The sequence below is a fragment of the Shewanella sp. OMA3-2 genome (assembly GCF_021513195.1).
GTDB lineage: Bacteria > Pseudomonadota > Gammaproteobacteria > Enterobacterales > Shewanellaceae > Shewanella.
Genome location: NZ_CP090974.1, coordinates 3,180,761 through 3,194,526, shown reverse-complemented (window position 1 = coordinate 3,194,526; position 13,766 = coordinate 3,180,761). Strand labels below are relative to the sequence as shown.

General features: G+C 42.0%; 9 protein-coding genes and 9 tRNA genes. 9 read left to right on the top strand and 9 right to left on the bottom strand.

Going from position 1 to position 13,766, the window contains the following annotated elements; all coding sequences use genetic code 11:
- Nucleotides 1-92 precede the first annotated feature (92 nt).
- Both L0B17_RS14070 and L0B17_RS14065 read right to left on the bottom strand, forming a co-directional pair.
- A complete protein-coding gene (locus L0B17_RS14070) occupies nt 93-1,262 on the bottom strand; it encodes an isovaleryl-CoA dehydrogenase (RefSeq protein ID WP_235085644.1) in 1,170 nt (389 codons plus the stop codon).
- A gap of 251 nt (nt 1,263-1,513) precedes the next feature.
- Complete coding sequence (locus L0B17_RS14065; RefSeq protein WP_226410375.1) at nt 1,514-1,921, bottom strand: MerR family transcriptional regulator; 408 nt, start codon at nt 1,919-1,921, stop codon at nt 1,514-1,516.
- 291 nt (nt 1,922-2,212) lie between these two features.
- On the opposite strand from L0B17_RS14065, the gene L0B17_RS14060 reads away from it, so the two are divergent.
- Both L0B17_RS14060 and gndA read left to right on the top strand, forming a co-directional pair.
- A complete protein-coding gene (locus L0B17_RS14060) occupies nt 2,213-4,132 on the top strand; it encodes a propionyl-CoA synthetase (protein ID WP_235085642.1) in 1,920 nt (639 codons plus the stop codon).
- A gap of 246 nt (nt 4,133-4,378) precedes the next feature.
- Complete coding sequence (gndA, locus tag L0B17_RS14055; protein ID WP_235085641.1) at nt 4,379-5,908, top strand: NADP-dependent phosphogluconate dehydrogenase; 1,530 nt, start codon at nt 4,379-4,381, stop codon at nt 5,906-5,908.
- Nucleotides 5,909-6,005: 97 nt separating this feature from the next.
- On the opposite strand, the gene L0B17_RS14050 is transcribed toward gndA, so the two are convergent.
- On the bottom strand, nt 6,006-6,890 hold the full coding sequence (locus L0B17_RS14050) for a 1,4-dihydroxy-2-naphthoate polyprenyltransferase (protein WP_235085639.1): 885 nt from the start codon (nt 6,888-6,890) through the stop codon (nt 6,006-6,008).
- 207 nt (nt 6,891-7,097) lie between these two features.
- Here L0B17_RS14050 and tesB point away from each other — a divergent pair, with 207 nt between their 5' ends.
- From tesB to L0B17_RS14035, 3 genes are all read left to right on the top strand, one after another.
- Nucleotides 7,098-7,961, top strand: coding sequence for an acyl-CoA thioesterase II (gene tesB, locus L0B17_RS14045; protein ID WP_235085638.1), 864 nt, complete (start codon nt 7,098-7,100; stop codon nt 7,959-7,961).
- Nucleotides 7,962-8,010: 49 nt separating this feature from the next.
- Nucleotides 8,011-8,406, top strand: a complete 396-nt coding sequence (locus tag L0B17_RS14040) for a YbaY family lipoprotein (RefSeq protein ID WP_235085636.1) — start codon at nt 8,011-8,013, stop codon at nt 8,404-8,406.
- Nucleotides 8,407-8,545: 139 nt separating this feature from the next.
- On the top strand, nt 8,546-9,772 hold the full coding sequence (locus L0B17_RS14035; protein WP_235089836.1) for an MFS transporter: 1,227 nt from the start codon (nt 8,546-8,548) through the stop codon (nt 9,770-9,772).
- Nucleotides 9,773-10,211: 439 nt separating this feature from the next.
- Here the strand turns inward: L0B17_RS14035 and L0B17_RS14030 are convergent.
- The 6 genes from L0B17_RS14030 to L0B17_RS14005 all read right to left on the bottom strand — a co-directional run bounded on the left by L0B17_RS14030 (nt 10,212) and on the right by L0B17_RS14005 (nt 10,835).
- Nucleotides 10,212-10,287: transfer RNA gene (locus L0B17_RS14030), tRNA-Val, on the bottom strand.
- Nucleotides 10,288-10,316: 29 nt separating this feature from the next.
- Nucleotides 10,317-10,392, bottom strand: a tRNA-Val gene (locus L0B17_RS14025).
- A gap of 27 nt (nt 10,393-10,419) precedes the next feature.
- A tRNA-Val gene (locus L0B17_RS14020) sits at nt 10,420-10,495 on the bottom strand.
- Nucleotides 10,496-10,534: 39 nt separating this feature from the next.
- A tRNA-Val gene (locus L0B17_RS14015) sits at nt 10,535-10,610 on the bottom strand.
- Nucleotides 10,611-10,637: 27 nt separating this feature from the next.
- Nucleotides 10,638-10,713, bottom strand: a tRNA-Val gene (locus L0B17_RS14010).
- Between the two features lie 46 nt (nt 10,714-10,759).
- A tRNA-Val gene (locus L0B17_RS14005) sits at nt 10,760-10,835 on the bottom strand.
- A gap of 267 nt (nt 10,836-11,102) precedes the next feature.
- Between L0B17_RS14005 and gltX the strand changes: the two genes are divergently transcribed.
- The 4 genes from gltX (at nt 11,103) to L0B17_RS13985 (ending at nt 13,615) form a co-directional block, all read left to right on the top strand.
- On the top strand, nt 11,103-12,512 hold the full coding sequence (gltX, locus tag L0B17_RS14000) for a glutamate--tRNA ligase (RefSeq protein ID WP_235085635.1): 1,410 nt from the start codon (nt 11,103-11,105) through the stop codon (nt 12,510-12,512).
- Nucleotides 12,513-12,612: 100 nt separating this feature from the next.
- Nucleotides 12,613-12,688, top strand: a tRNA-Ala gene (locus tag L0B17_RS13995).
- A 286-nt stretch (nt 12,689-12,974) separates the two neighbouring features.
- A tRNA-Glu gene (locus L0B17_RS13990) sits at nt 12,975-13,050 on the top strand.
- Nucleotides 13,051-13,539: 489 nt separating this feature from the next.
- Nucleotides 13,540-13,615 (top strand) — tRNA-Glu (locus L0B17_RS13985).
- The last annotated feature ends 151 nt before the right edge of the window (nt 13,616-13,766 follow it).

Here is a 13,766-nt window from a genome sequence, read left to right as displayed (position 1 = left end):
TTTACGCCGATTAACTTACCCCTCAAGTGGAAAAGGGTTAGCCTGACTTATTCACTTGATAACAAGTTGCAGTAAGGCTAACGCATTAACCATTATTTAGATTCGTTAAACAGTTCGCGGCCAATTAACATGCGGCGAATTTCTGAGGTGCCTGCGCCAATTTCATATAGCTTGGCATCGCGCAGTAAGCGACCTGCGGCAAATTCATTTACATAGCCGTTGCCGCCAAGCAGTTGAATGGCGTCTAATGCCATTTTTGTGGCGAGCTCGGCACTATAAAGAATCGCGCCAGCAGCATCTTTGCGCGTGGTTTCACCACGGTCACAAGATTTTGCCACGTTGTAAACATAGGATCTGGCGGCATTCATACCGGTATACATATCGGCAATTTTACCCTGGATAAGCTGGAATTCACCGATAGATTTACCAAACTGGACACGCTCGTGAATGTAAGGCACAACGATATCCATACAGGCTGCCATTATACCAAGTGGGCCACCTGATAAGACTACGCGTTCATAATCTAGGCCGCTCATAAGTACTTTTACGCCATTGTTTAATCCACCTAAAATATTCTCTTCTGGGACTTCACAATCTTCAAACACTAATTCACAGGTGTTTGAACCGCGCATACCTAATTTATCCAGTTTTTGCGCTTGGCTGAAACCTTTAGAGCCGCGTTCTACGATAAAGGCGGTAATGCCATGGGCACCTTTTTCTAAATCAGTTTTGGCATAAATCACATAAGTGTGCGCATCTGGACCATTGGTGATCCACATTTTGTTGCCATTAAGAATATAACGGTCGCCTTCTTTACGGGCGCTAAGCTTCATTGACACAACATCAGAGCCAGCATTAGGTTCACTCATTGCTAGCGCACCTATATGTTCGCCGCTAACGAGTTTTGGTAGGTATTTAGCGCGTTGCGCGTCATTACCGTTACGATTAATTTGATTGACACATAAGTTTGAGTGGGCGCCATAGCTTAAGCCTATAGAGGCTGATGCGCGGGAAACTTCTTCCATGGCTACAACATGGGCTAAGTACCCCATGTTGGCACCACCAAATTCCTCTGGCACAGTGACGCCAAGCAAGCCCATATCACCCAACTGAGTCCACATGTGATTAGGAAACTCGTTATCCTGGTCTACTTGTGCGGCAATGGGGGCAATTTCGTTGCTGGCAAAACTGCGAACAGCGTCGCGCAACATATCAATATCTTCGCCCAAACCAAAATTAAGGCTGCTGTATAAATCGCTCATGGCTTATGTCCTGTTGAATTATTATTTGAGACGCCACGCTATATTGCGTTTTGCGTCATTTGCTTGTCTTTTAAAAGCTGCATTGAACAGCTAAATGCTATTTTGTGCCTAATGACCGATTATTCGGTTCTTTTACTGACTAGTGGCACTTTTATTTATTCATGGCATAGTTATTAACTAATGCCACTTGTCTCACAGTACTCGCTAACTTGGGCATGACAATCGTTGCAATCATAGTCAATAAATTGCGTTTATGTTTTTGATGCCTTATTGGTTTCTAAGGCAGATTTACATTGCTGCTCGGCTGAGTTGAGTTCCATCAGCACCACTTTAATGTCATCCATTTGTTGCTGCAGGGCGGCTTTTTTGTCATTAACTAAGTCCAGCATAGTATTAAGCTGTGATGTACTTGATTTGTCTGCATCGTAAAGTTCAAATAAGCGGCGGGTTTCTGCCAATGAAAAACCTAAACGTTTACCGCGTAAAATCAGTTTTAGTCTGACGCGATCTTTTAAGGTGTATATACGTGTTTGGCCACGGCGTTTAGGCTTGATTAAGCCCTGATCCTCATAAAAACGGATGCTGCGCGTGGTGATATCAAATTCTTTTGATAAATCACTGATAGAGTATGTAGATTGGGTGCTGACTGTAGCGTTCATCATCTCACCAAATAGGTTTCTTTTGATGCACGATATATGAAGTTTACGTAAAGGTAAAGTTTGTGGTAAAAAATCTATTTTACAGCTGTTAATTCATCTTGCCATTATGATTGTGTTAGTTGTTTAAGTTATTTAATTATATAGTTTTATTTTTTTGTCGGTGTGTGGCAATTACATGTTTATGTAATTGCCACAGCGCTTATAACTCTCAATACTTATCCATTGGTCTAATAGGGATATTGGTTTAATTCTGCTCATAATCAGCTTTGGGAGAGCTAACGGAGAACCAACATGACTGATGTAGGAAAGTCATTACATGAGCAATCAATTGAAGATCCAACAACCTTTTGGGCTGATGCTGCAAAGATGATTACTTGGGACAAAGAGCCTAAGAACATTTTAGATGATTCAAATAAACCTTTTTATCAATGGTTTGCCGATGGCAAAATGAATACCTGCTATAACGCCGTTGATCGCCACGTGGCTAATGGTCTAGGTAACAATGTCGCCATTAATTACATTAGTCCGGTTACACAAAATCAATACACTATCACCTACAACGAATTATTAGCACAGGTCAGCCGCTTAGCAGGCTATATGCAATCTATCGGTATTGAACAAGGCGATAGAGTCGTGATTTATATGCCAATGGTCCCCGAGACCGCTTTTGCCATGTTAGCGTGTGCCCGTATAGGCGCTATTCATTCGGTGGTATTTGGTGGTTTTGCTGCTAATGAGTTAGCAACCCGTATTAATGATGCCAAGCCTAAACTTGTACTATCAGCATCTTGCGGCATTGAACCCTCAGGCGTTGTGCCTTATAAACCCTTATTAGACGCAGCACTTGATCAGGCTAGCCATAAAGTCGACCATTGCCTGATTTTAGCCAGACACCAATATCAAGCCGAGTTAACCGAGCCAAGAGATGTTGATTGGCAGCATGCTCTGCAAAATGCACCCAGTGCCGATTGTGTCTCACTTAATGCAACCGATCCGCTATACGTGCTTTATACCTCAGGCACAACCGGTAATCCTAAAGGTGTTGTGCGTGATAATGGTGGCCATGCTGTCGCGTTATGTTGGTCGATGACAAATATTTACGATATTAGACAAGATGACGTTTTTTGGGCCGCATCTGATGTCGGTTGGGTGGTGGGGCATTCTTATATTGTTTATGGACCGTTATTAGTCGGTGCTAGCACTATAATGTATGAGGGTAAGCCAATTGGTACCCCCGATGCAGCGGCATTTTGGCGCATCATTGCCGCTAATAAAGTGAAAAGCTTTTTTACCGCACCAACGGCGATTAGAGCCATTAAACGCGAAGATCCTGAAGGTGAGTTAATAAAGCAGTTTGATTTGAGTTGTTTAAAACACATGTTTTTAGCCGGTGAGCGTTGTGATCCAGAGACATTAAACTGGAGCCAAGCCATGCTGGGTAAACCGGTTATTGACCATTGGTGGCAAACTGAAACGGGTTGGCCTGTGGCGTCAAATTTAATGGGGCTTGAACCAATAGCCATTAAACCAGGATCGCCAGCAAGACCTGTGCCAGGTTATCAAGTGGAAGTGCTTGATGCCATGGGAGAGCAAGTGCCCGCCAATGAAAGTGGCAATGTGGTAATTAAGCAACCTTTACCACCAGGGACATTAACCACGTTATGGCAAAATGATGATCGCTATGTTGATAGCTATTTATCTATGTACCCTGGATATTATTTAACCGGTGATGCCGGTTATATTGATGAAGATGGTTATCTGTATATTATGAGCCGCATCGACGATATTATTAATGTTGCTGGCCATCGTTTATCAACAGGTCGCTTTGAAGAAGTCTTGTGTCAACATCCCGCTGTTGCAGAAGCGGCGGTTATTGGCGTGCAGGATAAGTTGAAAGGCCAGGTGCCACTTGGCATGGTGGTACTTAAAAATGGGGTTAACTTACCCGATGATGAACTTCATCGACAATTGTTAGCGTTAGTGCGACAAGAAATAGGCCCAGTGGCATCGTTTAGGTTAGTCAGTGCGGTATCCAAACTGCCTAAAACACGTTCAGGTAAAATTTTGCGCGCCACCATGCGTAAAATTGCTGATAATCAAGAATACACTATGCCTGCAACCATAGAAGACCCGCAAACGCTGGACATTGTGCGTAATACCCTAACGCGGATGGGATATGCCGATGCATTAACTAAAGCATTAGGTGCATAGTTTTTAGTAGATTAATCGTCAATGTGAGTCAGGGCATCTATTTTATACTTGATTACATTGACGTTTTTATTACTAAATGGTTTTAAATCGGTCATCCAAAGCAAGATCAATGACGCGAGTGGAGACAATAATTCACTCTCACTAGGTTTTAACTGGTAATTTAGTTACAAAAATCGCTATAATATTTGTCCATATGGGTTCGCGAATCGCGATAAATCTCTGTAGACCTTGTGGAATATAAATCTAATGACTCACCACACTCAATTGTCAAACATCGGCGTAATCGGCCTTGGTGTTATGGGCAAAAACCTCGCTTTAAATATTGCTGACAATGGCTATCACGTGGCTGTTTTTGACCTCGATGAAGCTAAAGTTAATGGCGCACTTGAGCAAGAACACCAAGAGCGTAAAGAAGGCTTAGCACCTCGAATGCAAGCCTGTAAGAATCTTTCAGAAATGCTCGAAAAATTAACCTCCCCTAAAGTCATAGTCTTGTCTGTGCCTGCGGGTAAAATTGTTGATGGTATTTGCAATACTTTGATTGAAAGTGGCATTTGCAGTGATGATATTGTCATTGATACTGGTAACAGTTTGTGGACTGATACGGTTGAGCGTGAAGCGCATTATAAAGGTCAATTTAAATTCTTTAGCTCAGCGGTTTCTGGTGGTGAAGTGGGGGCGCGTTTTGGTCCTTCATTAATGCCCAGCGGTGATGAATCAGCATGGCAATATGTTGCGCCAATATGGAATGCAATCGCGGCTAAAGTTGACAGTAAAACCGGTTTACCTATTGAGCGTTTTGAGCCGGGTAATCCGGTCACTGAAGGCGAACCTTGTACCACTTATATTGGCCCTGCAGGTTCAGGCCATTACGTGAAAATGGTCCACAATGGTATTGAATATGCTGACATGCAGTTAATTTGTGAAGCCTATCAATTACTGCATGATGGTTTAGATTTATCTACCCACGAGATTGGTGATATTTTTAAGCGTTGGAATCAAGGTAGTTTGAATAGCTACTTAATGGAAATCAGTGCCGAAGTATTACAACAAGATGACCCGTTAACGGGTAAGCCGCTTGTTGAGATGATTTTAGATAAAGCCGGCCAAAAAGGTACGGGTTTGTGGACTGCGGTCAGTAGTTTACAAATTGGCTGCCCAGCGCCCACAATAGCTGAAGCTGTATATGCTCGTGCAGTAAGCACTCAAAAAACATTACGAGTGTCGTTAAGTCAAACCCTAGCGGGTCCAGCAAAAACAACTTTATCCAATACTGAAAAAACAGCCTTTGTTGATGCATTAGAAGATGCGTTATATTGCGCTAAAGTATGTTGTTATGCGCAAGGTTTTCAGTTGATGGCGATGGCGGCTAAAGAGCAAAACTGGCCACTTAATTTTGCTGAAATAGCCAAAATATGGCGTGCTGGTTGTATTATTAGAGCCACTTTTTTACAGTCTATTACCCAAGCTTATGAGCAAGATCCTGCGTTGCCAAATCTGTTAATGGCAGAAAGCTTTAGCAGTACCTTAGCAACCAAGCAATTAAACTGGCGTAAAACAGTTGCTGCATCAGTTATGCAAGGCATTCCGGCGCCGTGTATTAGTTCTTCTGTGGCATATTATGACAGTTATCGTTGTGAAACATTACCCGCTAACTTACTGCAAGGTCAGCGCGACTTTTTTGGCGCACACACCTTTGAGCGAACGGATAAACCCGCTGGCGAAAAGTACCACTTAGATTGGAGTGCCAAAGAGCGCACCTTATCTAAGGTGTAAAGTGTGGTTTTTGTTACTCAATAAAAAAGGCTTCTTAATGAAGCCTTTTTTGATCTTTAAACTGAGCTTTTAGATTTAAATGCTTATATTTAAGTGCCTAGATTGAGCTAAAATTGATCATTAACCCTGCGCTGAAAAGAACGCTAAAAATCATCGTCAGCTTAGCTGTTTTTCCCAGAATAGGGTTTAATGCTTCTCCTGAGCTATCTCTAAAATCTTTACTCAAGTTTCTAGCTAAGACTAATGATATACCAGCCAATAATACTGGCCAACCTTCAAGGGCACCCAATAGGAAGCCTGCAATGATTATCCCAAAAGGTAAATATAACAAGCTTTGGTATAGCACTTTTGCTTGAGCCTCACCAATGCGAACCGCAAGGGTGTTTTTGCCCGCTTTCGTGTCGGTTGTGATATCGCGGGTATTATTGACTAGCATAATAGCAGCGTTAAAAAATCCGATTGCACTGCCTAACAGCCAAGCGGTTAATGTGGTATTGCCAGCCTGTAAATAATAACTACCGACTACAGCGACTAAGCCAAAAAAGATAAATGCCGCTACCTCACCTAATCCATGGGAAGCTAATGGATACGGGCCGCCACTGTAACAAAGCGCCGCTAAAATTGACGCTGCTGCTAATATGGCAATAGGCCAACCACCGTGCCAAATAAGGTATGAACCGACTAATAACGCCATTAATAAACACAATATCATCGCATTACGTACCGTTTTAGGCGCTATCATACCGCTTTGGGTCACACGCACTGGTCCAAGTCTTTCTGCGGTGTCTATGCCATTTTTAAAGTCAAAATAGTCATTGGCTAAATTGACTGATATTTGCAGTAATACGGCGCATAACATTGAAGTTACGGCAATAGACCAACTAAATTGTGCTAGTTGAAGTGCTAACATATTGCCGATAAGTAAAGGTCCGATTGCCGCGGGCAATGTTCTTGGGCGAATAGCCAAAATCCAAGGTTGCATAAACATCAAATAACTAGATTAGTAATGCCTAATAGCTTAACAAATTTTGTTAACGACTGCTGTTGATATTGTTTGCGATAAATCACTAATTTTGAATTTGACAGTCTAAAATTATGTCGATTTAAAATGGTAATCAAAAGTCACTAGCTCTTACTAAAGAGTTTAAGGTAGGCTTATCTATAATTATGTGGTTTGTGAGAGAGTTAAATGAGTCAGGTTTTAAACGATTTACTATCATTATTGTCCCTTGAACAAATTGAATTAGGTTTATTTCGTGGCCAAAGTCAGGATTTAGGCTTCGGCCATGTCTTTGGCGGTCAGGTCATGGGACAAGCATTAAGCGCAGCAAAACAGACTGTGAGTGCAGACCGCTATGCGCATTCTTTGCATTCTTATTTTTTACGTGCGGGTGATGAAAAGCAACCTATTGTCTATGATGTTGAAATTATGCGTGATGGCGGCAGTTTTAGTGCCCGCAGAGTGAAAGCCATTCAAAAAGGCCGACCAATTTTTTATATGACCTGTTCATTTCAAACGATCGAGGAAGGATATGAGCATCAAGCGGTTATGCCTGATGTTCCTGGACCTGAAGGATTGATGAATCAACAAGAACTGGCCATGACGATGCGTGATAAAGTGCCTGCAAAGATGCTTGAAAAGTTCATGGCTGACTCGCCAATTGAAATGCGGTTAGTTAACCCAGGTAATCCACTCGCACCTTCAACCAGTGAACCAGTTCGCTACGTGTGGCTTAGAGCAAATGGGATTATTCCCAATGACCACAGTATTCAAGAATACCTACTTGCATACGCCTCGGACTTTAACTTTTTAGTCACAGCAGCTCAGCCCCATGGCGTGTCATTTTTAACGCCAGGTATTCGTATGGCAACGATTGATCACTCTATGTGGTTTCATCGTCCATTTAATATGGGCGAGTGGATTTTATATAGTATTGAAAGTCCTAATGCTGGTGGCGGTCGCGGGTTTGTAAAAGGCCAGTTTTTTGACCAACAAGGACGTCTAGTCGCTTCAGCAACCCAAGAAGGTTTGTTGAGAATGACTAAGCCGTAATGTTTCTTTAGATGTGAATATCAACAATAATGGATATAGGTTGAGTGGTATGAGTAAGTTTAAATTGGTTTTAGTGAGTCTTATTGGTGGATTATTGATGTTGACTGGTTGCGTGGCCGTGACTCCAACAGAGCCTGTTGTGGTTAATGGTTATGCTGGTTATCTGGAGAAAATAAAATTACCTCAAGGCTGCAAAATTAATATTGCAGTGATTGATTTTAATACTCCTGGATCGATTATTTCGCAAAAAAACTTTGATATAGCGCGGGCGCCTGTGCCGTTTAAGTTTATATTTCCTGCTGAAACAATCGATAAAAAAATTGATTATGGCGTGGTGGCGATGATCACTTATCAGGGAAAAGCGATTTTTCAAACCTATGAAAAATTTCAAGTGATTAATAATAATAAGTTCACCACAGAAGTGTTGATGAGAAAAGTTAAGTAAAGGGGGAGCAGGCCTTTTAACGCTATCAAGTTCACATTTTACCGTGTTCGCCATTGATTAATCATAGTGGCGGACGATAATGTTATTTCATCGTCATTAATCTGTGGCTAGTGTGACTCACCAACCAGTATCTGCTAATATTTTAATCCACTCATCAGCACATGAGCAAGGTACACAACGCCGACTAATCTGGGCGCTTTGTCTTGCGTCTGTAGTTATATATATCAATCTTTATACTGTTCAGGGCATGTTACCGCTAATTGCAGAACACTTTGATGTCACCGGCGCACATTCCACTTTAGTGTTATCTGTTACCAGTTTTACCCTGGCTTTTTCATTACTGTTTTATGCGATGATTTCAGATCGTGTCGGACGGTTAAAACCAATTGTGATCAGTTTATGGTTATTGGCTTGCTCAAATATTTTACTCATTTTTGCCACTGACTTTGACTCGCTGGTATGGGTGAGATTATTACAAGGAATTTTACTGGCAGCGGTTCCTGCGATTGCAATGGCCTATTTTAAAGAGCAACTTGCACCTGAGTTTATGTTAAAAGCCGCGGCAATTTATATTACCGCGAATAGTATAGGCGGTATTTTGGGACGCTTATTTGGTGGCTTAATGTCACAACATTTATCTTGGCAGCAATCAATGGGGTTGGTGTTTGTTGTGACCTTAATTGGGGTGGTAATCGTCACTTTGTTATTGCCTCGACGTGAAATTAAACCCCAGGTTATTCATTCACTAATTAAACAAGCGAAACGGGTAAAGTTACAACAGGATTTGCAAGGTTTTTGGGGGCACATCACCGACCGTAAAATGAGTTTGGTATTCATTATTGGCGGTCTTGCTTTTATGATGATGGTCAATCAATTTAGTTTTATTCAGTTGCATTTAATGGCAGTACCTTATGAGCTGAGTCGCTTCAATGCCACGTTAATTTTTTTATGCTACCTCAGTGGTACTTTTGCTTCATATTTATCGGCTAAGTGGATTGTCCGGTTTGGGTCGGTAATATTATTTAAAGCAGCCTTTTTACTCATGGTATTAGGAACCCTATTAACCTTAGTCGATACCCTATGGGCGATTATATTGGGCTTTTTGATCACTGCGAGTGGCTTTTTCTTAACCCACAGTTGTTGTAATTCATTTGTGGCTATTCGTGCAACGAGTCACAGGGCGAAAGCGACGTCGTTGTATTTATGTTGTTATTATTTGGGGGCCGCGTTGGGTGGGCCTTATTTGATGATATTTTGGCAGCACTCAGAGTGGCAAGGGGTTGTGGTTGGCTCGTTAACCTTATTAGCTATGTTGCTGCTGGCCATATTATTATTGAGTCGAGGGGCGCTAGATAAGCCAGTCTAAGGTAAATGACTATCAGATAAGTTATGGCTAGGTTACTCGTTATCGGTGAATTGTTTATGGCCAATGCTGAACTTTTCATTTGCAGGATAAGATTTGACGGAACAACTCAAGTCGTTCGAGAGTGAATAAAATGCTGCCTTTGATAAAAATCCGTAGTAAACGTCGCACTATGAATACTCAATCGCGCGACTAGCTTTATGCCATAAGACATCCTCAAAAAGTACAAAGCAACCACATGGGTCTTGGAACCCTAAAACCTAGAATTAAAGCGCGCACGACAGCCTTGCCAAGCACTAATTAGGTCATCAGTGAGATTAAAATAATTTTATAAAAAGAATAATTTTTACTGAGGGTAATGTTTGTTACATTTTTACAGTTATTTTGTAAGCAGGATTTGATTTAGAAATGGCTTTTTGATTAGTTTTTTGTAGCAGATTTATGGTGGTCGCTACTGGGCTCGAACCAGTGACCCCCTCCTTGTAAGGGAGGTGCTCTCCCAGCTGAGCTAAGCGACCTGGGATAAATCAAAATATCTGTAAGATAATGGTGGTCGCTACTGGGCTCGAACCAGTGACCCCCTCCTTGTAAGGGAGGTGCTCTCCCAGCTGAGCTAAGCGACCCGGGATATCTTACAATATTAATACATTTGGTGGTCGCTACTGGGCTCGAACCAGTGACCCCCTCCTTGTAAGGGAGGTGCTCTCCCAGCTGAGCTAAGCGACCCGGGAATGTATCTAATTTACAGCTATGAGTTCAAATTAATGGTGGTCGCTACTGGGCTCGAACCAGTGACCCCCTCCTTGTAAGGGAGGTGCTCTCCCAGCTGAGCTAAGCGACCCGGGAACTCTACACAATTTTAGTTATATGGTGGTCGCTACTGGGCTCGAACCAGTGACCCCCTCCTTGTAAGGGAGGTGCTCTCCCAGCTGAGCTAAGCGACCCGGGAATATAACTAATTACACAAACATAATTTCATCAATGAAAGTATGGTGGTCGCTACTGGGCTCGAACCAGTGACCCCCTCCTTGTAAGGGAGGTGCTCTCCCAGCTGAGCTAAGCGACCTCATGCTGTGTGGGACGGTATTATAGGGAGCAAGGATTAGCTGTCAACGATTTTTCGATAAAAATATCACGATAGAGCTATTTTTGTGCCATTTGATGTTTTGTTAAACAAGCAGATTTGGGCTTTTAAGTAAAATTGTATCTTGTTCGATACTCGGGCATTTCAACCTAGCGCGTAGGCTGTTAGAATGTTTGCCACAATTTTATGCTCTGATTTTTAGCAGGGTATAGTTTATACAGACTTCTTTATATAGGTTAGTGTCCGATTATGACAACTAAGACTCGCTTTGCTCCAAGTCCTACAGGTTTCTTACACGTTGGTGGTGCACGTACTGCACTTTATTCATGGTTACATGCTAAAGCGAATAACGGTGAATTTGTTTTACGTATAGAAGACACTGATATTGAACGTTCTACCCAAGAAGCATGCGATGCCATCTTAGATGGTATGAACTGGTTGGGATTGAATTGGAATGAAGGCCCATATTACCAAACTAAGCGTTTTGATCGTTATAACGAAATTATCGGGCAAATGTTAGAAAGTGGTACCGCTTACAAGTGCTATTGTTCTAGAGAAAGAATTGAGTCATTACGTGAAGAACAAGCTGCAAATGGTGAGCAACAGAAATATGATGGTTGTTGTCGTGCTCTAGCGCCGCGTGATACAGATGAGCCTTTTGTTGTTCGCTTTAAAAATCCAATCGAAGGCAGTGTCATTTTTGATGATCATGTTCGTGGTCGTATTGAAATATCAAATAGCCTGCTTGATGATTTAATTATTAAACGTACTGACGGTGTACCAACCTATAATTTCTGCGTTGTTGTTGACGATTGGGATATGGGGATCACTTGTGTCGTGCGCGGTGAGGATCACATTAATAATACCCCTCGCCAAATTAATATCTTAAAAGCGCTTGGTGCACCTATCCCAGAATATGCCCATGTATCGATGATTTTAGGTGATGACGGAGCTAAATTATCTAAACGTCATGGTGCGGTAGGTGTCATGCAATATCGTGATGATGGTTACTTACCTGAAGCGTTACTTAACTATTTAGTTCGTTTAGGCTGGTCACACGGTGATCAAGAAGTGTTCTCTATGGAAGAGATGATTAGCTTCTTTAAGTTAGATGATATTAATAAAGCGGCATCAGCGTTTAATACAGATAAGCTAAACTGGTTAAATCAGCATTATATTAAATCATTAGCACCTGATTATGTCGCATCTCATTTAGAGTGGCATATGGCAGACCAAAAAATTGATACTAGCAATGGGCCAGCGTTAGCGGAATTGGTTACTGCACTATCTGAACGTGCTAAAACGTTAAAAGAACTTGCAGCATCTAGTCGCTATTTCTATGAAGATTTTACTGATTTTGATGAAACACAAGCGAAGAAACATCTTCGTGGTGTTGCATTGGAGCCACTTACTCTTGTTAAATCAAAATTAGAAGCTCTGTCTGATTGGTCTGTAGAGTCATTGCACGCAGTGATTGAAGCTACAGCAGCTGAATTAGATGTCGGTATGGGCAAAGTTGGTATGCCGCTTCGTGTAGCTGTAACTGGGGCAGGGCAGTCACCTGCGCTAGACTTGACCTTGTTTTTGATTGGAAAAGACAGATCTGTTGAAAGAATATCCAAAGCGATTGTTTTTGTAGCAGATAGAATAAATTCCTAAAAAACGAGTTGACACATTAAGGTATGCTGCATAGAATGCGCCTCGCAGTTGAGACTGAGGTCAGTAATTCTGGCAGCATATCGAATAGTGTAAGTAAGAAGGGGTTATAGCTCAGCTGGGAGAGCGCTTCGCTGGCAGTGAAGAGGTCCACGGTTCGATCCCGTGTAGCTCCACCACTTACTTATTATTAGAGCAGAAGATAGCCTGTCACTGTTAGCGTTGATGTTTAGCCTGTAGACACCGATGTGTATTCACTCGATACAGAGTATAAGGTATCAACAGTGTCCCATTCGTCTAGAAATAGCGCTTAGGACATCGCCCACTTTGGTTTATAAAGAGTCGGCGGTAACAGGAGTTCGAATCCTTAAGGTTTTGTGCTTCATTATAGGTAACTAGCACTGGTGTTTAGCCTACAGACACCAATGAGTATTCACTCGATACAGAGTATAAAGTATCAACAGTGTCCCATTCGTCTAGAGGCCTAGGACACCGCCCTTTCACGGCGGTAACAGGGGTTCGAATCCCCTATGGGATACCACTTTTTAAGATGGTTGAACATAATTCGAAGCAGTTGTTTTTGAAAAACGTTTGAAAATCTAAAATAGCACCGATGTTTAGCCTACAGACATCGATGAGTATTCACTCGATACAGAGTATAAGGTATCAACAGTGTCCCATTCGTCTAGAAATAGCGCTTAGGACATCGCCCACTTTGGTATAAAGAGTCGGCGGTAACAGGAGTTCGAATCCTTAAGGTTTTGTGCTTCATTATAGGTAACTAGCACTGGTGTTTAGCCTACAGACACCAATGAGTATTCACTCGATACAGAGTATAAAGTATCAACAGTGTCCCATTCGTCTAGAAATAGCGCTTAGGACATCGCCCACTTTGGTTTATAAAGAGTCGGCGGTAACAGGAGTTCGAATCCTTAAGGTTTTGTGCTTCATTATAGGTAAATAGCACTGGTGTTTAGCCTACAGACACCAATGAGTATTCACTCGATACAGAGTATAAAGTATCAACAGTGTCCCATTCGTCTAGAGGCCTAGGACACCGCCCTTTCACGGCGGTAACAGGGGTTCGAATCCCCTATGGGATACCACTTTTTAAGATGGTTGAACATAATTCGAAGCAGTTGTTTTTGAAAAACGTTTGAAAATCTAAAATAGCACCGATGTTTAGCCTACAGACATCGATGAGTATTCACTCGATACAGAGTATAAGGTATCAAATATGTCCCATTCGTCTAGAAA

What these genes read in the sequence shown, in the direction of transcription:
- L0B17_RS14070 (WP_235085644.1), bottom strand. Translation starts at nt 1,262, where the DNA reads ATGAGCGATTTATACAGCAGCCTTAATTTTGGTTTGGGCGAAGATATT.
- L0B17_RS14065 (WP_226410375.1), bottom strand. Translation starts at nt 1,921, where the DNA reads ATGAACGCTACAGTCAGCACCCAATCTACATACTCTATCAGTGATTTA.
- L0B17_RS14060 (WP_235085642.1), top strand. Translation starts at nt 2,213, where the DNA reads ATGACTGATGTAGGAAAGTCATTACATGAGCAATCAATTGAAGATCCA.
- gndA (WP_235085641.1), top strand. Translation starts at nt 4,379, where the DNA reads ATGACTCACCACACTCAATTGTCAAACATCGGCGTAATCGGCCTTGGT.
- L0B17_RS14050 (WP_235085639.1), bottom strand. Translation starts at nt 6,890, where the DNA reads ATGCAACCTTGGATTTTGGCTATTCGCCCAAGAACATTGCCCGCGGCA.
- tesB (WP_235085638.1), top strand. Translation starts at nt 7,098, where the DNA reads ATGAGTCAGGTTTTAAACGATTTACTATCATTATTGTCCCTTGAACAA.
- L0B17_RS14040 (WP_235085636.1), top strand. Translation starts at nt 8,011, where the DNA reads ATGAGTAAGTTTAAATTGGTTTTAGTGAGTCTTATTGGTGGATTATTG.
- gltX (WP_235085635.1), top strand. Translation starts at nt 11,103, where the DNA reads ATGACAACTAAGACTCGCTTTGCTCCAAGTCCTACAGGTTTCTTACAC.